The organism is Rhodoferax sp. (assembly GCF_030646845.1).
In the GTDB taxonomy this organism is placed as follows: Bacteria; Pseudomonadota; Gammaproteobacteria; order Burkholderiales; family Burkholderiaceae_C; genus Rhodoferax.
Genome location: NZ_JAUSLE010000076.1, coordinates 68,237 through 88,280, shown reverse-complemented (window position 1 = coordinate 88,280; position 20,044 = coordinate 68,237). Strand labels below are relative to the sequence as shown.

At 58.0% G+C, this 20,044-nt stretch carries 17 protein-coding genes; 11 read left to right on the top strand and 6 right to left on the bottom strand.

Features of this window, described 5'->3' with window-relative positions:
• Positions 1–21 precede the first annotated feature (21 nt).
• The 6 genes from prsR to Q7T10_RS19035 form a co-directional block, all read right to left on the bottom strand.
• Positions 22–1,383, bottom strand: coding sequence for a PEP-CTERM-box response regulator transcription factor (gene prsR, locus Q7T10_RS19060; RefSeq protein WP_304751233.1), 1,362 nt, complete (start codon positions 1,381–1,383; stop codon positions 22–24).
• Positions 1,380–3,491, bottom strand: coding sequence for an XrtA/PEP-CTERM system histidine kinase PrsK (prsK, locus tag Q7T10_RS19055; RefSeq protein WP_304751231.1), 2,112 nt, complete (start codon positions 3,489–3,491; stop codon positions 1,380–1,382). The genes prsR and prsK overlap by 4 nt, the downstream gene beginning before the upstream one ends.
• A 52-nt stretch (positions 3,492–3,543) precedes the next feature.
• On the bottom strand, positions 3,544–4,956 hold the full coding sequence (locus tag Q7T10_RS19050) for a TIGR03013 family XrtA/PEP-CTERM system glycosyltransferase (protein WP_304751229.1): 1,413 nt from the start codon (positions 4,954–4,956) through the stop codon (positions 3,544–3,546).
• Positions 4,957–5,117: 161 nt separating this feature from the next.
• Positions 5,118–6,929 carry a hypothetical protein gene (locus Q7T10_RS19045; protein WP_304751227.1) on the bottom strand — a complete coding sequence of 604 codons (1,812 nt, stop codon included), beginning with the start codon at positions 6,927–6,929 and terminating at the stop codon, positions 5,118–5,120.
• Between the two features lie 174 nt (positions 6,930–7,103).
• Positions 7,104–8,309 carry a pyridoxal-dependent decarboxylase, exosortase A system-associated gene (locus Q7T10_RS19040; protein ID WP_304751225.1) on the bottom strand — a complete coding sequence of 402 codons (1,206 nt, stop codon included), beginning with the start codon at positions 8,307–8,309 and terminating at the stop codon, positions 7,104–7,106.
• Between the two features lie 80 nt (positions 8,310–8,389).
• Entirely contained in the window at positions 8,390–10,006 is a 1,617-nt protein-coding gene (locus Q7T10_RS19035; protein ID WP_304751223.1) for an acyl-CoA ligase (AMP-forming), exosortase A system-associated, read from the bottom strand.
• Between the two features lie 125 nt (positions 10,007–10,131).
• On the opposite strand from Q7T10_RS19035, the gene Q7T10_RS19030 reads away from it, so the two are divergent.
• The 11 genes from Q7T10_RS19030 to Q7T10_RS18980 all read left to right on the top strand — a co-directional run bounded on the left by Q7T10_RS19030 (position 10,132) and on the right by Q7T10_RS18980 (position 20,031).
• Positions 10,132–10,383 (top strand): acyl carrier protein, encoded by a 252-nt coding sequence (locus tag Q7T10_RS19030; RefSeq protein ID WP_304751220.1) that lies wholly within the window; start codon positions 10,132–10,134, stop codon positions 10,381–10,383.
• A 12-nt stretch (positions 10,384–10,395) separates the two neighbouring features.
• Positions 10,396–11,262: a hydrolase 2, exosortase A system-associated gene (locus tag Q7T10_RS19025; RefSeq protein WP_304751218.1), complete on the top strand. Its 867-nt coding sequence runs from the start codon at positions 10,396–10,398 to the stop codon at positions 11,260–11,262.
• On the top strand, positions 11,259–12,128 hold the full coding sequence (locus tag Q7T10_RS19020) for a hydrolase 1, exosortase A system-associated (protein WP_304751216.1): 870 nt from the start codon (positions 11,259–11,261) through the stop codon (positions 12,126–12,128). The genes Q7T10_RS19025 and Q7T10_RS19020 overlap by 4 nt, the downstream gene beginning before the upstream one ends.
• The gene (locus tag Q7T10_RS19015) at positions 12,121–12,411 is read left to right on the top strand and encodes a hypothetical protein (RefSeq protein WP_304751214.1); all 291 of its coding nucleotides are present in this window, start codon (positions 12,121–12,123) and stop codon (positions 12,409–12,411) included. The genes Q7T10_RS19020 and Q7T10_RS19015 overlap by 8 nt, the downstream gene beginning before the upstream one ends.
• Positions 12,408–13,568, top strand: a complete 1,161-nt coding sequence (locus Q7T10_RS19010) for a DegT/DnrJ/EryC1/StrS family aminotransferase (RefSeq protein ID WP_304751212.1) — start codon at positions 12,408–12,410, stop codon at positions 13,566–13,568. Before Q7T10_RS19015 ends, Q7T10_RS19010 begins: the two co-directional genes overlap by 4 nt.
• A 3-nt stretch (positions 13,569–13,571) precedes the next feature.
• Positions 13,572–14,630, top strand: coding sequence for a GNAT family N-acetyltransferase (locus Q7T10_RS19005; RefSeq protein WP_304751210.1), 1,059 nt, complete (start codon positions 13,572–13,574; stop codon positions 14,628–14,630).
• Positions 14,623–15,639, top strand: coding sequence for a KpsF/GutQ family sugar-phosphate isomerase (locus Q7T10_RS19000; RefSeq protein WP_304751208.1), 1,017 nt, complete (start codon positions 14,623–14,625; stop codon positions 15,637–15,639). The genes Q7T10_RS19005 and Q7T10_RS19000 overlap by 8 nt, the downstream gene beginning before the upstream one ends.
• 37 nt (positions 15,640–15,676) lie before the next feature.
• Positions 15,677–17,002 (top strand): 3-deoxy-D-manno-octulosonic acid transferase, encoded by a 1,326-nt coding sequence (locus Q7T10_RS18995; protein WP_304751206.1) that lies wholly within the window; start codon positions 15,677–15,679, stop codon positions 17,000–17,002.
• Between the two features lie 23 nt (positions 17,003–17,025).
• Positions 17,026–17,868 carry a 3-deoxy-8-phosphooctulonate synthase gene (gene kdsA, locus Q7T10_RS18990; protein WP_304751204.1) on the top strand — a complete coding sequence of 281 codons (843 nt, stop codon included), beginning with the start codon at positions 17,026–17,028 and terminating at the stop codon, positions 17,866–17,868.
• Positions 17,869–17,986: 118 nt separating this feature from the next.
• Complete coding sequence (locus tag Q7T10_RS18985) at positions 17,987–18,871, top strand: hypothetical protein (RefSeq protein ID WP_304751202.1); 885 nt, start codon at positions 17,987–17,989, stop codon at positions 18,869–18,871.
• Positions 18,871–20,031: an acyltransferase gene (locus tag Q7T10_RS18980; protein ID WP_304751200.1), complete on the top strand. Its 1,161-nt coding sequence runs from the start codon at positions 18,871–18,873 to the stop codon at positions 20,029–20,031. Before Q7T10_RS18985 ends, Q7T10_RS18980 begins: the two co-directional genes overlap by 1 nt.
• Positions 20,032–20,044 lie beyond the last annotated feature (13 nt).

Here is a 20,044-nt window from a genome sequence, read left to right as displayed (position 1 = left end):
AGAATTTAAGGACACAACCTGCTACTTCAAACCCAGCCGGTGCATCAAATCGTAAAGCGTGGGCCGGCTCACGCCGAGCAGCTCAGCCGCTTTGACCATATTGCCGTTCACGCGCCCAAGCGCGGCAATAATCGCCCGTTTTTCTGCGTTGTCACGAATCACACGCAGGTCAAGTGAATGGTCGACCTCGTCCAGAGCCGTGCTTTTCAGGCCCACATCTTCGCTGGAAATCTGGCTGCCATCTGCCATGATGGTGGCGCGCTTGATGCAATTTTCCAGTTCGCGGATGTTGCCTGGCCACGGGTGTGATTCAACTGCCCTGACAGCGTCTTCGCTGAGCGTCATGGAGGACCTGTTTTGTTCTTGTGCAAAGCGCCGCACGAACGCATGCGCCAGTAGTGCCGCATCGCCTACGCGGGCACGCAACGGTGGAATCTTGACGACGATTTCAGCCAGCCGGTAATACAAATCCTCACGGAATCGACCTTCCTTGCTCAGGGCATTCAAGTCCTGGTGCGTCGCACAAACAATTCGGACATCCACTGGTATTTCTTGCCGTCCCCCGACGCGTTCAATCGTTCTCTCCTGCAAAAATCGCAGCAGCTTGGCCTGCAATGGAAAAGGCAAATCCCCAATTTCATCCAGCATCAGGGTGCCGCCATTGGCCATTTCGATTTTTCCCAGCGTCATTTTTGCAGCGCCGGTAAAAGCCCCTTTTTCGTAACCAAACAGCTCACTCTCCAGCAGGTTCTCCGGAATGGCAGCGCAGTTGATGGCAACAAACTTCTCCGCCCGCCGGGGTGAAGACTGGTGCAGACCGCGCGCCAGTACCTCCTTGCCCGTGCCGCTCTCGCCAAGCAGCATGACCGTAGCGTTGCTGCTCGCGACTTTCTCAATGGTGCGACAGACGCGCAGCATCTCCGGATCGCGTGTCATCAAACCCGCCAAGGCATCGGGTTGATGCATTGCCTGCAGGCGACGATTCTCTCGTTGCAGCTCAAATAATCTGAAGGCGCGCTCAACGGTCAGGTTGAGCAACTCCGGCTCGAACGGCTTCGCGAAAAAATCATAAGCACCCATGGCGACAGCACGCAAGGCATTGGCTTGATCGTTTTGTCCCGTAAGAACGATCACCTTGATGTCTGGGTCAAACGCCATGATCTGCTCAAGCAGCCTGAATCCTTCGGACACCGAGTCCGCGTCGGGCGGCAACCCCAAGTCCATCGTGACGACCGCAGGCGTGCTTTTCCGCAATTGCAGCAAAGCGCTTTCCCGATCATGCGCGGTCACTGAGTCAAACCGGTCAAGCGACCATTTGATTTGCTTCTGCAGGGCCAGGTCATCTTCAACAATTAGCAGAGAACGCGTTTTTTCGGATGTCATGCAGCTTCCAGCGAGTGAAGGTCGGATTCCTTCTTGGTTTCAAACAATGGCAGGAGTATTGTGACGGTCGTTCCCTTGTTCAATTCGCTGTCAACCTCAATTCGCCCCCCCAATTCCTGGACATACTGAAAGCTTTCATAAGCACCAATCCCCATTCCGGCTTGTTTTGTGGTCTGAAAGGGTTTGAACAGGCGATCCCGTATGAAATCCTGTGACATGCCCTGTCCCGTGTCGCCCACCACAATTCTGGCCTGACCACCCGAACGATCCAGCTGGAGCCAAACTCGTCCGCCAGGATCGGTGGCATCGAAAGCATTCTGCACAACATGACCGATGATTCGCTCCAGTCGCTCTTCGTGACCGCGCGCATCGACGGCGTCCAGCAACTGGACTTCGAGAGATCTGCCCCGACCTGCCGCGACAGCTTCAATGCGTTGAATAATCCCGCCCAGATTTACCCCAAATGCGGTCCCTGGCGGCGTGGCCCCCTCGCGCAGCTGCAGCATCAACTGCCGCATTCTGTCCAGGGAATTCTCAACCGTCATCAGCATGTCCTGCTGGAATTCCGGGTTGTCGCCCAGGCGCTTGGCGTTTTTCATCATGAGCGAGAGTTGCGTCACGATGTTTTTCAAATCGTGCACCACAAAGGCGGACATGCGATTGAACGCGTCAAATTTGCGTACTTCCAGCAGTGCTTCGGTGGCCTGCATCTGCGCCAAAAAGCTGGCCGCCTGCTGGCCGGCCGTTTTCAGCAAATCATTGACTTCCCAGTTCACATCAACACGCGTACGTGCGCTGGCCAGCACCACGAAGCCAATGAGCTCCTCCCCCACCATAAGCGGCACCACAAGCCACGCCTTCGCGAGTTCCTGCAACCAGGTTGGCAGTTTCAATTGCCCATAACGTCGAGAGTATGACCTGTACTCTTCCAAATTGATCACCCAACCGCTGGACGTCATGAACTCGCACAGTGGCGAGTTGGCGTCTTCTTTTTCCAGGGTTTGTGCGAGATTCCAGCGAGCCGTCTGACTGAATGCAGCCTCTCCCTTGGTCTTCATCCAAAGCGCCCCTGCTGGACTCTCCAGCATGTCCGCCAAGCCTCGAATGACCTGCTGGCCCATTTCCTGCGGCGAATTCTTGGCCGACAAGGTGCGCGTAAATTTCAGCCACTCCTCGCGGTAGTCAAAGCGGTAGCGAAAGAAGTGCTTGCCCAGGAACACCCGGAGCTTGGCACGCACAGAGCCGGACAATGCCAAAATCATCAGAACGATCAAGGCCAGGAATACGAGAGCCAACTGAAGTGCGCGCCCCCATTCGCCGCCAAAGTACCGTACGTAGTAGCCAACACCTGAGATGAAGACCAGATAAATGCCCGCGATGAGCAGGGTTGCTGAATGAAAAGCCGCCTTGGGCGAAAGGCGAATTTTCGCAATCCAGTCGCTGCGCCTTGTGCTTGAAAGCACCAAAAGGGGCACGATCAAAGCATGCACCGCCCCCCGAATGCTGAGGGCATCTCCATCAAGGCGTTGGAACAAAACCGCCTCTGAGAACAAATACAGGTCGAACATGAATGCACCGGCCAGCCCAAGACACAAGGGCTTGATGTTCCAGCGGGAATCTTCGGCGACATTTCGGAACACCTGTTCGAGCAACACCATCGCAAAAACCGGCAAGGCCATTGAGCTGAACAGCAGCAGTTTTGAAGTGTCTCCCAAAACGTTGACGCGCAGTGCAGCGAAAGTGATCGCCAGCAGCCCAAAGCCCGTCATCGCTGCAGCAATTGGCACCATCGAGGCCATACCAGCGGGTTTGCCATGTGCTCGATCTGATCGAAGCAACATCAACAAAAAGGCATACCAGCAACCGTACCGGAGCACGTCAGCCAGGCTGCTGAGCAACAGAAACAGCGGTTTGCCCGTCACCAGAAGAGCCAACCCAAACCATCCCCACAAGGCGCTGCATGTCACCGCCGCGAGCATCGTCGTTTTGGAAGGCTCACGCGCGTTGGGCAAGTAGCCAAGTTGAAGCAGCCGCAGCGCAAAAACAGAATAGGCCAAGCCCACCAAGCCATAGCCCCAAGCGGTCAGAACAAGATTGCCGCTATCCATGGCTCAAAAACTGCGGCACTGGAACACCCCCACAACCGTAGTCAAAACCATATTACTGAGCCCCTTTGCCCATTAGGACGACACCCACCGTCTCAAAAAGAACGACAAGATCAAGAAACAGAGTGTGATTCTTGACATAATAAAGGTCGTACTGCAGTTTTTCTGCCGAATCCTCAATTGAAGCGCCATAGTGGTAACGCACCTGCGCCCACCCGGTTACGCCGGGTTTGACACTTTGCCGCACTGCGTAGTAAGGAATCTCTTGCGTCAGTTTGTCAACAAAATAAGGCCGCTCCGGACGCGGCCCCACCAAGCTCATATCACCGCCAAGCACGCTGAACAGTTGAGGCAATTCATCGATTCGCAGCTTACGAATGACCCGGCCAACCCGCGTGATGCGGTCGTCCCCCGCTGAGGCCCACCGTGGTTGCCCGTCCTTTTCAGCGTCTGTGCGCATGCTGCGAAATTTCACCACATTGAAAATTCGTCCATTCAGGCCCACGCGTTCCTGAAGGTACAAAATGGGCCCTCCGCTCTCCAAAAGAATCAAGATCCCAGTCACGAGCATGATGGGCAACGCCAGCACAAGCAACACCGTGGCACAGACAATGTCAAACAGACGCTTGACTATGGTGCGTACCAGACCTTGTTCAAATCCATCACCAAAAATCAGCCAGCCCGCAGACACTGAGTCAAGCCGGATCTGACCCAAGGTTTCTTCGAAATGGGTTGCGATATCGACCACCCGCACACCACGCAGCTTGCAATCCAGCAGTTCCCGCAAAGGCATGCTGCCGCCACGGCGCTCTGACAACGCGATCACAATCTCGTCCACCTGCTCATCCATCACAATGTCAGTCAGCGACTTTTCGGGCAACAAAAGCCCCCTTGTCGAAACCTCTGCTTCAACCTCATTGGGACTGGCGTAATACCCTACCAGATCGACGTTGGGATCTGACTTCTTCAGCGTTCTACCAACCAGTTTGGCACGGGCACCGGTGCCAAATATCAACACGCGCTGTCGCATCAGGGCTCTCGGCGTGGCGTGGGTCACATAAACCCGGTGCATCAGCATAAGGATCAAGCCCGCCATCAGCGCCAACATGAACGCCTTGCCATCTTCCAATCTGAAAGGCGAAAGGCGAAAAATACCGTAGGCCAGGGGCAGAGATAGACACAAGGACAACACAGCGCGGGCCCGCGTCTGACCCAATGTGCGGCTGTGAACCCTTTGGTAGAAACCCAGACCCGCATTAATAACCAGAATACTGACGCCCAACAAGAACGATGTGCTCAAGACAACAGACGAGACCGAAGCCGGATGCGCCACTTGGGACAGGATGGACACCAGCACCGTAACAATCACCAGACCAAGATCAAAAAAGATTTGCATAAGCGTACGCTTATGAAAATAATGATTGAAAATTCTTATCACGTTCAAACTCCACAATCCCTGACTCAGCATCGAGTCTGCATCGAACAATCTGCAACAAATTGATCTTTGTCACAAAAACGAGAATAACCCGTCGCAGGCTTTCCTTTCTACAGGCAACCCCTATACACGGCTCAGGACCAAGTAGATACCCGGCTCATGGTACACGTCGTAACAGTCGTTTCAAAGTGAAGTCATGTGACTTCTTCCACAGTTTGAATGGAAAAAAACGCCAGAAGATACAGCAGGAAGGCCACTCTGGGCACATCCATCAAACTGCTCACCAACCCAACCAGCAGGGCCGCACACAACGACGCGGCCAGGTAAGGGGACAATGCCGCCGCCCGGGCTCGTCCGAAAATCAGATGCCATAGGACAGAGACCATCAGCGTGGCAAAAAGCAGCAATCCGATGCCCCCCTTCTCAATCAGCACCTCCAGAAGCAAATTGTCTATATGCCAAGGGAGGAAATAGGACTGCGCGGCGGGGAACCAGTGCGCCAGTCCTCTGGAGAAGCTGTCGTTCGCAAGCAATGGATTCCGATCTGGCCCAATAAGCCTCACATTGTCGAAATCGGCAACTCCACCGGCGTTGATAACCGACAGCGCGAACACGTCCATGCGAGGCGCATACCAGGTACCGCCGGCCAGAGCCGGTCCTTTAAGCGGCAAGACAAGGGTTTGCCATGACGCCTTGCCTGGAAAGATCCGAACGAATGCTGACTGGCAGCTTCCGTCATACAGCATGTGCCGTTCGCACAACTCCAGATGGATATCGGTTTCCTTCTGAACCCGAACATCCAGACTGACACGGTGTCGTCCGGCGAAATCGGAACCCACACGTTGCGTCAAGGCAAATTGGCCTCCTAGCGTTCTTGTGGTCAACGGCCCTCGGATCGTCACAAACCCATTCGGGATCCGTCCCGGCTCCTGCTCATTGCGCACCTGCACCTCGCCCGATAATTCACCTTGAGGAACTTGCGCGGCATAGTTCGCCGGCAAGCGGCCCAGCCCCTTACCCAGTAGCCAGTCGGCGGGTCCATCCAGCAGAGCGAGACCATGCCGCCAATGTGTGGCGCGGCTACCCAGGTCACGGTCTGTGCTGGCCAGCCGCTCCGCCATGAACGAACCTCCCCCCAGTACCGCCGCCACTTCTGCCGTCAGGGCCAGCATCAACATGAGGCCGGCCTTGAAACGCCAGCCCTCAGCGCTGTGCCGTCGCCACATTGGACCAAAAAACGTCGAGGCATGACGGTCATGCCTTTGCGCCCACAACAACCATGCCAGCAGCACCAAGGGGGCCGCAACAGCAAGGTAGACGCCGCGGGAAAAGGTCGTCAGGCAGGCATAGCCTGTCAACAAGGCCAGAGCGGCAGCAGCAGCCCATACCACCGGGCGACGTGTAGTGACCAGAGCCCAGGCGACAAAAGGCGTTGTCAACGCCAGATAACCATCGATCGCAGCGCCCCCTACATGCATTTCCCAAAACAGTCCGACCGTGCGGTAGTTGGTCGAAAAGTCCAGCAGCCCGGGAAATGCCGCACGCTCCCACAGCACCGCCAGTGAGACCACGGTCAGCCCAGCCACCATGCCGGTCGCCAGGCGCTGACTCGCAAGCGTCCTGGAATGGACCAGTTGCTGCTGCAGCAAAGGGAGAAACAGCAGCGCAAAGCCCATGCTCTTGAACAGACGCAAGCTGTTCAGCGCATCGGTGTACCCGGCGAACCAGTCAAAGACAAAGCCACCGGCATCCGAGAACCCGCGGTGCAGCGCCAACAGGCTCGCCCCCCCCAGCAAGGACATCAGACCCCACAGGGCGGCAGACATTCTTGTCCCGCCTCCCGACCAGGAGGAGCAGGCCAGGCGGCCATAGCCTCCCGCGAGGACCCCGAACAAAAGGATGTCGAACTCCTCAAAAATGAGCCATCCTGTCCAGGGCGAAAAATTCAGGAACGGCAGACAGGCCGGCACCACAAAGAGCCAGACGCCAGGGCGCCACACAACCATGAGACACCAGAGCCAAAAAACCGCCAACGTCGCCATCGGCCACAAGGGATGGTGCCAGGCCAGCGCAGCCCCTGCAGAGAAGCCGCCCAGGGCTACGAGCAGCCAGACAAGGGATTTCAGTGACCTGCCTTGAAACAAGCTGTCATGGCGACCAAGCAACAAAGCAAAAAGCCTCTAGACAAGAACCTCTACGCACGCCGGATGCCCCAGAAACCCCTGCGGACTGGCACTGGCGCCATAGGCACCCGACTGGAACACCACCGCCAAATCACCGACCTGCGCCACAGGCAAGGTCATGCGGTCAGCCAGCAGATCCAGAGGGGTGCACAAGGGTCCGACCACGGAGACGGTTTCTTTGTCCAGCGAATCGGCCTTGTTGCCAATCGTCACGGGATAGTTTTTCCGGACCACCTGCCCAAAGTTGCCGGACGCTGACAAATGGTGATGCAGCCCGCCGTCTGCCACCAGATACACCTGCCCGCGCGAGACCTTGCGATCCACAATGCGCGCCACATAGACACCGGCCTCTCCGACCAGGTAGCGGCCCAGTTCAATCACGAATGCGGCTTCGGGCAGCTCGGCCTGCGCGCGCTGGGCGAGCCTGGCCAGGTTGTCGCCAATTGGCGACAAATCCAATCGTTGCTCCCCCGGAAAGTACGGAATGCCAAAGCCGCCACCCAGGTTCAGAAAACGCACCGGCGAAGGTGCGTCCATCGCCAACCGTACTGCCAGTTCGTAGGATTTTTGTTGCGCTTCGCAGATCGATTCCGAACGCAAATTCTGCGAACCGGCGAATAGATGAAACCCTTCAAAGGCCAGGCCGGCGCGCCCGATGTCGGCCAGCAGCGCGGGCATCTGCTCCACGTCCACGCCAAACTGCTTGGGGCCTCCGCCCATCTTCATGCCCGAACCTTTGAGCTCAAAGTCCGGATTGACACGCACTGCCACGCGGGCCGGCAGCCCCAACTCGCCGGAGATCGCCTCCAGCGCGGTCACTTCACGAAACGATTCGAGGTTGATCAGCACGCGCGATGCCACCGCCTGCCGCAACTCGGCATCGCGCTTGCCTGGCCCGGCGAAACTGACTTCCAGCGGGTTGGCACCGGCATCCAGCGCGACCTTCAGTTCTCCCGCCGAGGCGACATCAATGCCGTCCACCAAGCCGGCCATGAAGCCCACAACCGCCGGCATAGGGTTGGCTTTCATGGCGTAGTGAAGCTTGACGCCCTGAGGCAGCACGTTGCGCAACTCGGCCACCCGGGCACGCAGCAGCCCGCGATCGTAGGCATAAAAAGGGGTTTGCCCCACCCGCGCGGCGAGCCGCGACAAACGATCGCCGCCGACCACCAACTCCCCCTCGCTCACGGCGAACTGATTCATGGGGGCATGCACAGGGAGCTGACGTTCAGTGACGGACATAGGTTTGCTTCGGCTTTGAATTTCAGGTTGAAAGGGTGCGGCTACGGGGCATGGCGAGCCACCCAGTCGGTTGATAGCAGTTTGCGGTCGATCTTGCCATTCGGATTTCGCGGCAATGGTCCTGCAACGATCTCAATACCTGCTGGCACCATGTAGGCGGGCATGCGGCTACGGCATTCAATCATCAAGTCATTTAGGCCTCTAGCCCCCGACCCTATTGCCTTAGTAGCTATCACATGTATAGCATGTCCCAAGGTAGGATGCTCCACACCAAAGGCCACGCACTCCCCCACCAGTTGGGTCGCATACAAGATTTCTTCCACCTCGGTGGGGCTCACCCGGTAACCGGAGGTCTTCATCATTTCATCGCGTCGGCCAATGAAGTACAAGAACCCTTCTGCATCCCGACGCACCGTATCACCGGAGAAAACCGCGTACTCGGGCAACTGCAGGCCCGGCTGCCTGCCCGGCGCATCGGACGCCAGCAGCTTGTAGCGTTCGGCGGTCTTCTCGGCATCGTTCCAGTAACCCATGCCAACCAGGGCACCGCGATGCACCAACTCACCCGGTTCTTCCGGGCTGCAGGGCGACCCGTCTTCGCGCAACACCAGAATTTCCGCATTGGGGATGGCCTTGCCAATCGAATCAGGGCGCCGGTCAACCTCCTCCGGCGGCAAGTAGGTGGATCGAAAAGCTTCCGTCAAGCCATACATCAGGAACGGTTTCGCTTTGGGCACCCGCTGACGCAGCGTGTTCAGCGTGTCACGTGGCATGCGCCCCCCAGTGTTGGCGAAATAGCGCAGCTTCTCATTGATGGCGGCGGGCCACTCCAGCTGCGCCAACTGGATGTACAAGGGCGGCACGGCCGTCAATCCGGTCACGCCCTCGCGCTCCATCGCCTTGAGTACATCGCGCGGCATCAGGTAGTTCAGCAGCACCACCCGGGCCCCCACATGAAATGCGGTGGTCAGCTGACTGAAACCCGCGTCGAACGACAGCGGCAGTGCCGCCAGCATCGTGTCTTCTCGGTTGTTCTCAAGGTAAGACGCCACGCTCTTGGCACCCGCCACCATATTACGATGCGACAGCACCACCCCTTTTGGTTTGCCGGTGCTGCCCGATGTGTAGAGGATGGCGGCCATGTCGACGTCAATCACCCGGTGCCCGGGCCGGGCTGGGCTGCTGAGCAAGTCACTCCAGGCAACCAACGCCAATGGGCCTGTGAGGGTTGTGACCGCTTGGGCTGACGGGGTCAAAGAATCGGTGACCACTACATGGCGCAGGTCATGGCATTCGCCCAGAACGTCCTTCATCAGGGCAAGACGCTCTGGCGACGTCACCAGCACGCGAACATTGCAGTCGCGCAGAATGAAGGCCACCTGCTCGGGCTTGAGCAACGGATTGACTGGCACAAAAACCGCGCCAGCCGCCGGCGCGCCAAAACTGGCAATGACGGTCTCGAAACGCTTTTCGAGATAAATTGCCACTCGCTCCGTACGCTCCAGACCCAAGCCCATCAGACCAGAAGCAAACTGGCTGACGCCGGCGCTCAACTCACCGTAACTCAGAGACGATGCGCCACTGGTCAGCGCACGCGCTTGCGGCATGCGCTCGGCGGTCAGACCTATCAATTCGGGCAAGAGTGTGGATTCGATCATGAATATTCAAAGAAAACAGCGCCGACGGAAATAATGCCTGTGAATGAAAAGTATCTCACAGCCCCCATGAGGGATTGGCCCCTAAAATGTTCTGATTCGGGTAACTTGCCCCAAGGGAGTTTGAATTGGATGTTACAAAAGAAGTGCTTCGTGTTCTTGACGAAGTCCTGAGTCTGCAGGGCCGCTCGGCCGCGTTTGCCCGTGATACACCCTTGTTGGGCGCCATCCCTGAGTTGGACTCGATGGCAGTTGTTACGCTCATTACCACCCTTGAAGATCAGTTTGGCCTGACCGTTGACGATGACGACATCGATGGCTCAACCTTTGCCACCGTGGGCTCGCTAGCTGACTTCGTCAGCGGCAAACTTGCTGCCTGACAACCGATACTTGTGCGGCCAGAAGCCTTCTTTATTCCTGCCGAATCGGCTGAAACCGCCGGTAGCGGCCAGCGGTTTTGCCTGTTCCACCCCGCTCAAGGCGAAGAAATCCGCGGCTTGGTACTCTACATTCACCCATTTGCCGAAGAAATGAACAAGGCCCGTCGCATGGCGGCGTTGCAGGCACGTACACTGGCGCAGGCAGGCTACGCCGTGTTGCAGATCGACCTTCTGGGTTGCGGAGACAGTTCCGGCGACTTTGGCGATGCCACTTGGGAGCAGTGGGTAAACGACGTGGTACGGGGATGCCGGTGGCTGCGTAGCAAAAACGACGCCCAGGGCGTTGCGGCGGACCAGATACCGCTATGGCTATGGGGCCTTCGTGCCGGGTGTCTGCTGGCTGTTGATGCCGCCAGACAGATGGACGAAGTCTGCAACTTCCTGTTCTGGCAACCCCCTGCTGCGGGCAAGACCTTGCTGCAACAGTTCTTGCGCCTCAAGGTCGCTGGCGACATGATGGGCGGCCAGTCGAAAGGCATTATGGAAACCATGCGCCAGCAGTTGGCCAACGGCTCACCGGTAGAAATCGCCGGCTACATGATCTCGCCCGGTCTCGCCATGGGGCTGGAGCAGGCCGTCCTTGCATCACCTGCGAACCAGGGCCAAGCAAGACGTCTGGAATGGTTTGAACTATCCACGCGAGAGGACGCCAGTTTGAACCCCGTCTCAGCCAAGACCATCGCACAGTGGCAGGAAGCAGGCTTTGCCGTTAGCAGCCACATCGCACATGGCCCCGCATTCTGGCAAACCACTGAGATTGAAGACGCCCCGGCTTTAATCGCCGCAACCACTGCAGCCCTTGCAGCAATGTCCGCATGAAATACACCGAAGAGGCAACTCTCTTTGCCTGCGCCGGCGACACGCTGCTGGGCATTCTGGCGCGACCAGAAGCCCCTGCGGAGACGGGCGTGGTCGTGATTGTGGGCGGTCCTCAGTATCGGGTCGGCAGCCACCGGCAATTCGTGTTGTTGGCCCGAGCACTTGCCGCAGCGGGCTACCCCGTGCTGAGATTTGACTACCGGGGCATGGGCGACAGCGAAGGCCAACAACGAGATTTTCAGGCCGTGAGTGCAGACATTGCAGCCGCCATTGACTTGCTGCAAGAACACATGCCCTCGGTCAAAGAAGTTGCATTGTGGGGCCTGTGCGACGGCGCATCTGCCGCACTGCTTTACTGCCATGACACCCATGACTCGCGAGTAACTGCTCTGTGCCTGTTGAACCCGTGGGTCCGATCCGAGGCCAGCCTGGCCAAGACTCAAGTCAAGCATTACTACACTCAGCGCCTGCGGCAAAAAGAGTTCTGGGTCAAGCTGTTCAGTGGCAATGTCGCAGTCGGCGCAGCGAGCGGGTTGCTACGCAGTCTCAAATCCGCATTTACAGGTCCAGCGCCCAAGAAGGGCGGCGAAGAGGACGGGCCATTCCAGACTCGCATGGCGCAGGCATGGAAAAACCTCAACCACCCAATCTTGCTGCTGCTAAGCGCGAATGATTACACTGCCAAGGAGTTCATTGAATATGCAAAGACCAGCGCCGACTGGTCAGGAGCGCTTGCCCAGGCACTGCTACAAACTTGCGACTTGCCGGAAGCCGACCACTCCTGTTCCAGCGCAGCATGGCGGACGCTGGTTGAAGCCCGGATGCTCGAATGGCTCATGCGAGCGACACCATCACCCAATGCGTGACATGGAAAGACCAGATATGCAACTGCACGATGTCTTCGGTGTCCAAATAATTGCCCAACTTTCCGCCCCAAAGGGCCTTTCAAACGTATCGCGTCTTCTTTGGGGTTTGCCTGCTTTTTCCCAAGGCCAGTTCGACACCTACGACGACCTTACCGACCGGGCCAGGCTACCGCTCGTTGTTGGCGCTCATTTCACGCCGAAGGTTGAACCATTGAAATTCAGCAAGACCGGCGGTGAATTGCTGCCCAAGCAACATCGGTTGCTCACGCAAGATAGACCATGACATACCCGATTCCTAGGCTGCCCGTTCTTGATTGGGCGACGTTCTCCGGCACCAAATTATCGGCAATCCCCTGCCTGCTGACACACCCAGAAACCGAATTCACCAACAGTGGCCGCGCCTCTATTTTGTTGGCGCTAGAGATGCTTGGAATCGGCCCCGGTGACAAAGTACTGGTACCCACCTATCACTGCCCCACCATGATCGCCCCAATTGTTGCGCGGGGTGCGCAAGCAGTTTTTTATCCGTTGGATGGCAATGGGGCGCCAAAGATGGACTGGATCACGCAAGAAGACACTCGTGGAGTCCGTGCCCTTCTGGTGGCCCACTTCTTTGGCTTGCCTCAGCCGTTGGCAGGAGTCCGCCAATGGTGCGACCAGCAAGGCGTGCGTCTCATCGAGGATTGCGCACACGCTCTGTTCGGCGCCAGTGATGATCGGGCCATAGGATGCTGGGGCGACCTGGCAATTGCCAGCCTGACCAAGTTTCTCCCAGTTCCAGAGGGAGGCTGCCTGGTAAACAACACGGTGCCCGGCGTCAGTCCAATGCTCCATCGACCCGATGCCACTAATCAGGTCAAAGCTGGTTTTGACATCGTCCATTGCGGCGTGAACCATGGCCGATTAAAAGGGTTGGGGCCGTTAGTGAGGGGGCTTTTCAGGTTCTTGGGCATGTTCAAGAAAAAGAACCTGCACCATGATCGTCCGGCTGATCCGTCGCCGACTGACGGCTTCACCATTGATATTGCCCAATCCCATCAAGCATTGACACATGCAAGTCGCTGGATAGCCCAGCATGCACCTCGCGATCGAATTGTGGCCCGTCGCCGAGAGAATTACAATTTCTTTGCCCACGCATTGTCAGGTCAAGCTGGTTTACATCCACTACGTTCTAGCCTGCCAGATAGCTGTGCGCCTTACGTTTTTCCGCTTTGGGTCGATCAGCCAGATCCAGGATACGCTGAGTTGCGGCGTCTGGGGTTTCCTGTCTCGCGATGGGACAGGCTATGGCCAACTGTTGCAACCATTGAAGGAGACTGTGGGATCAAATGGTCTCACCATATCCTGCAGCTTGCCTGCCACCAAGACCTTACGCTCAAGGAGTTGCAGCAGATGGTCGACACGTTGAAACAAATCTATGCGCCTAATGAGACCAGTTGAGTTATGACTTGGACCCTACACCCCATCACACAATTCGCTGATTTTGCAGTCCAGTGGGATACGCTTGTTCGGTCCCGGCCCGGCACCCCGTTTCTGGAATCTGCATTTCTGCAACCCATTCTCGACACCTTTGGCTGTGGGGACGAGCGACTGTGCCTGTACCATTCCAAGGGCCAACTTCGCGCAGCGGCCATCATGCAACGGGAACGCAACGGCATGTGGCAAACCTTTCAACCGTCGCAGCTTCCGCTGGGTGCATGGATTTCAGCCGAGGGTGTCGACCTGGTGTCCACATGCGGTGAACTTGTGCCCGAACTTCCCGGTTTATCCCTCGGTGTCGGAGTCACCCAACTAGACTCGCGCATTCAAGTTCGGCCAGAAGATGGTCCCAAAGTGCGCACCCAAGACTACATACAGACTGCATGGGTCAACATTGAAGGTAGTTTCGACGCGTATTGGGAAGCACGCGGTAAAAACCTCAAGCAAAACACGCGTAAACAGCGCAATAAGTTGCAGACAGAAGGTATTCAGACCCGACTGGAGTGCATCACCGCGGCAGAAGACGTGCCAAAAGCGATTGAAGACTATGGCTCGCTCGAGAGCGCTGGCTGGAAGACTGCCGATGGAACTGCTATCCACCCAGACAATGCCCAAGGGCGGTTCTATCGAAAAATGCTCGAAAATTTTTGCACCCAGGGGCGGGGGCGAATTTACCGCTACTGGTTCGGTGACAAGGTGGTCGCCATGGATCTTTGCATCCATGACGACATAGCTATCGTGATCTTAAAAACGACCTACGATGAATCCTACAAGACTGTCTCACCATCCACACTGATGCGTCAAACTGAATTCCAGCAACTTTTTGAAGAACAAAGGTTCAACCGTATCGAGTTCTATGGCAAGGTCATGGAATGGCACACGCGTTGGACCGAGAACGCGCGCACCGTGTATCACGCCAACACCTACCGCTACGCCCTCATACGACAACTGCTCAACCTGCGCGCCAGCGTACGCAAATCGGACGCGCAACCCGCAACCGCCGCAGAGACCAACCATGCCTGAGACACGTCGCAGCGAAAACCCCGCGCCCGTTGCGCCCATCTCGGCCGCGGAGCTGCTCGAACTCGGCCGTGAGGTCTTGCGAATCGAAGCGGACGCGGTGCTCAGTCTTGTCGACCGTCTCGGCCCCGGCTTCGTTCAGGCTGTCCGCCTCATTCTCGACTGCCGAGGGCGGGTCGTCGTCAGCGGCATCGGCAAGTCCGGTCATGTCGCCCGCAAGATCGCCGCCACCATGGCGAGTACCGGCACGCCTGCCTTCTTCGTGCATCCGGCGGAAGCGAGCCACGGCGACCTCGGCATGATTACCCCTGAAGACGTGGTGATCGCACTCTCCAACTCCGGTGAAAGTGCCGAACTCGTCGCCATCGTCCCACTGCTAAAGCGCCACGGCACCACTCTGATTGCCATCACGGGGGTACGCACGTCGACATTGGCAACGCTGGCCGACGTACATCTTGACGCTGCCGTTGAAAAGGAGGCGTGCCCGCTCGGCCTGGCACCAACCTCCAGTACCACCGCCTCACTCGCACTAGGCGACGCGCTCGCTGTGGCGCTGCTCAAGGCGCGCGGCTTCAGCGCCCAGGATTTCGCCCGTTCGCACCCTGGCGGCAAGCTCGGGCGCCGACTGCTAGTTCGGGTCAGCGACGTCATGCACACAGGCCTGAACCTGCCCAAGGTGGGCATCGACAGCAGTCTCGCGGACGCCCTACTCGAAATGAGCGCCAAGGGGCTCGGCATGACGGCGATCATCGACCATGACCACCGAATTCTCGGCATCTTCACTGACGGCGACCTGCGCCGCGTACTTGCTGGCGGCGCCGACTTGCGCAGCGCCCGGATCGCCGACCTGATGAAGCACAACCCGAGAACGATCGACGCCGACCGATTGGCCGCGGAAGCCGTGCAACAGATGGAAAATCTGCGCATCAATGGCATGCTGGTAGCCGACGACGACAATCGGCTGGTCGGTGTCTTTAACATGCACGACCTGCTCCGGGCCGGCGTCCTCTGACCGACATCAGCATCCGCAGCGAGTCTTCCCATCGAGCATGTCCACCAGCCAAAGTCCGAGCAAGATTCAACTGGTCACCCGCGTCAAATGGGGCCTGTTCCGCCTGCTCGAACACCTCAGCGACCTGCGCGGCAACAGCACCGCCGGACATCTGGAACTCGACCGGCCGGAACGTCCGCTTCAGTCGCTGTGGGTCTTCGTCTCGACCATCGGCGAACTTAGTGCCATCGATCCGCTGCTGCGCGAAATCGCCGCCCGCCTGCCGCAGCTCAAGCTCGTCCTGATCACCGATCATCCGCACTACCGCGACAGCTACCTCGCCCGCTACCCCTCGGCTGAAGTTTGCGTGACCCTTGGCCACAGCGCCGATGCAACTGCTCTCGCCCTCCACTATCCACCGAAGCTAGTTGTCGTCGCCGAGATACCCTGCTGGCCGTCCGATGCACCCTGCCGCTTCTCGTTCGCCTTCCTGCTTCAAGCAAAAAAAGCGGGTGCCGTCAACGTGCTGGTCAACGGCTGGCTCTATCACTACACGCCGGCAAGTCGCATGGACGCGATTGAGCGCCGTCTTTTCAAACGCGAATACCTCTGCGCCTTCGACGCGATCGGCGCACAAACGGAAGAAACGCGTCAACACCTGCTTACGGCAGGTGCCGATGCGAGCAGAGTCGTCGTTACCGGCAACATCAAATTCGATGCCATGCAACAACCCGACTGGTCAGCGGCCAAGGCACGCAGCCCGGCCATGCTCGGCGCGCTGATTGACTCGGTGCGACCGGTTATCGTCGCTGGCTGCATTACCCACTTCGCGGAGCAGGAAATGGTGCTCGACGCCTTCCTCAGCTTACGGGCCCGCCACCGGGACGCGCTGCTGGTCCTCGCCCCGCGCCATCCGGAAGTTCGCGAGCGCATGCAGGTTCTGCGCAACTACCTCGAACAGCGCAGCCTGCCAGCGGTTTTTCGATCCGCGCTGGCGGATGCGCCGATTGCCGCCCAAACTGCCTGCCTGGTTCTTGACACCATGGGGGAACTGCGCGATTTCTACGCCGCAGCGACGATCGCTCATGTCGGCGTCGATCACAACGTGCTCGAACCACTGGGATTCAAAAAGCCCGTCACGGTTAAACGGGGGTGGAACACAACGTACCCCTCTTACCCGGTCTACCGCCTCCTGATGGACAGCCAGACGCTGATCGAGGTCACCACAGGGGACGAGTTGTCGGAGCGCTGGCTAGACCTGATTGACAACGCGACCTATTACAGAGAGCACATCAACGCCATCGACGAGACACTGACCCTGGCCCGCGGCTCCGTGGCGCGTCATCTGGACCTTCTGGCACCCTGGGTGCCCAAGGACCGCTGAAAAAACAATCCTGGGGAGAAAGAATGATCTGTATAAACGACAAGATCCGAGTCTCAAACACCGGCGCTTTCGTCCTGTTCGGCGGTATCAACGTGCTTGAATCGCGGGACCTCGCGCTACGCGCATGCGGGGAATACGTGCGGGTCACCCAGAAACTGGGCATCCCCTATGTTTTCAAGGCCAGCTTTGACAAGGCCAACCGCTCATCCATCCATTCCTACCGCGGCCCAGGGATGGATGAAGGCTTGAAGATCTTCGAAGCCGTCAAGGCGGAGTTCGGTGTACCTGTGCTTACCGACGTACACGAACCCTGGCAGGCCCGGTCCGTGGCCGAGGTGGTGGACGTGTTGCAACTGCCCGCCTTCCTGGCGCGGCAGACGGACTTGGTGGTGGCGCTGGCAAAGACCGGGCGGGTCATCAATATCAAGAAGCCGCAGTTTCTGAGCCCCTCACAGGTGCTCAACATCGTCGAGAAGTTCAAGGAGGCGGGTAACGACCAGCTCATCCTCTGTGACCGCGGTACCAGCTTTGGTTACGACAACCTGGTAGTGGATATGCTGGGCTTTGGCGTGATGAAGAAGGTTTGCAGCGACCTGCCCATCATTTTCGACGTCACGCACGCATTGCAGCAACGCGACCCGACGGGCGCGGCCTCGGGCGGCCGACGCCAGCAGGTGGCCGAATTGGCGCGCGCCGGACTGGCCGTTGGGTTGGCCGGCATCTTCCTGGAGGCACACCCTGACCCAGACTCAGCGAAGTGCGACGGCCCGAGTGCCTTGCCGCTCGATCAGTTGGAGCCATTCCTCACGCAGCTCAAGGCCTTGGATGATCTGGTGAAGTCGTTTGCCCCGCTCCACATTACCTAATTGGTGACGACTGCATCAACCAGCCGTCGCTCGCAGTCTGGGGTGAGGGCCCGGATCATCCGGATTTGACAAAACGCAATTAGCGCGTTTGTGGAGCGAGCCACACTTGTGACTCACCATGACAAACCTGAAGTACCCACTCAGCATCCTGTCCAGAGCCACCAAAGCCGACTTTGTGACTGAGCCCTATCCGCATCTGGTAATCACCGATGCGCTTGACCCCGAGATATTCGAACAACTCTCAAACCAGTTCCCGGCGGACGACATCATCCTCAACGGACGGGCCGCGAAGGACACCTGGTTCGACTACCCGGCCTGCAAGGTGGTGGCCGACGAGCGTGTGTCGGCGTTGTGGCGTGACTTCTTCGCCTACCACACCTCGAAAGCCTTCTTTGACGAACTGATGGCCTTGGCCGGGCCACAAATGCGCGCGCTAAATCCGGACCTGGAGCAACGCGCTGGGCACCGCCTGGAGGATTTCATCGTCGGAATGCGTCCGGGCGGCCGGGGCGACCCGTTAGCCGAAGGGGCTGACGTGTCAATGGAGTGCCAGTTTTACCTGAACTACACGCGGCAACCACGAATCGTACGCGGACCGCATGTGGACCGGCCTTCGGAGCTGTTTGCCGCGCTGCTGTATTTCCGCCGTGAAGATGATGACTCTGTCGGCGCCAATCTGGAAATCTGTGAAGCGACGGCCGGACTGTATCCCAACCCGCATACGGTCAGAATTTCGACGCTGCCGGCAGAGATCGACGACGCAAAAGTACGAACGGTAAAGACTGCCAACTATGCGGCCAACACATTGGTGTTATTTCTGAACTCGGCACACTCTATACATGCGGTGAGCCCGCGCACACCAACGGTGGTGCCCCGGCGCCACATCAATTTCTGCTGCGACGTGCGCTTCGATCTGTTCGAAATGAAACTGCCGGCACGCCTGGCGGCAAAGAAAACGCTGGAGGCATTGCCACTAGGCTGGCGGCTGGCCAAATACCTCTGATGACTCAAGCAACCGGTACCATAGCGGCACCAGACTCGCAGCGACAAGCCGCCGGTCTTCCGCTTGCCCTCTCCTTGTACCTTGATTTGGTACGGTTCTTGGCAGCGCTTTGCGTCTTCATCACGCATGCCAAATACCCACGATTCACAGACGGGTGGCTCGATAGCGTGGGTCGCTACGGCAGTGATGCAGTGATGATCTTCTTCGTTCTCTCCGGACTGGTCATTGCCCATGTCACACAGACAAAGGAGCGTGACATTGAGACCTATGCTGTGGCGCGCTTGGCGCGGCTATGGTCGGTGGCGCTGCCAGCGTTACTACTGAGCTTCGTTGCCGACTCCGTCGGCCGTCGGCTCTATCCACCCATTTACGATGGCCCTTGGTACCAGGGCGATCACGCCGCACTACGATTACTGGCAAATGCCGTGTTCCAGGGTCAATCGTGGTTTGCCAACTTGCTCCCGTTTACGAACACCCCGTACTGGTCCCTCGGATATGAGTTCTGGTACTACGTGATCTTCGCTGCGGGCCATTTCCTGAATGGACCGGTGCGATGGGCAGTGCTGGCGCTTTGTTGCGCGCTGTGCGGGCCGAAGATATTGCTGTTGCTGCCCATTTGGCTGTTAGGAGTTGGTGTCTACCATTTTGCGCGGACGCGACAGATACCAGTGCAACTCGGATGGCTACTGTGGATCGGATCCTTCGTTGCCTACGCGCTATACCAGAGCCTCGGCTTGCCTGGATATCTGTTGTGGCGCACCGTGCAATGGCTCGGCAAGCCCTTTGTTATCGACCAATTGGTCTGGTCGAAGGACTTCTTCGGCAACTATGTCGTTGGGCTGCTTGTGGCAGCGAATTTTGTGGGTTTCTGGCGCATCTGCGGCACATTTGGGCCACTTTTGCAGCGATTCCAGCGTCCCATTCAATTCTTGGCAGGGTTCACTTTCTCTGTGTATCTGTTCCACATGCCATTGCTGCACTTCTTCGGCGCGTTGATACAACACGATGCCGCCAGTCCGACGAGTCAGACGTTCATCCTACTTTCGACTCTTGTCGGCGTGCTTCTCCTTGGTCTTGTAACCGAGCAGAAGAAATCGGTGGCAAGGCGGTGGATCACCGTGATTTTCCACTGGTCGGTTCCACGTCACGCCCGCCGATGAGTGCCAAGCCACT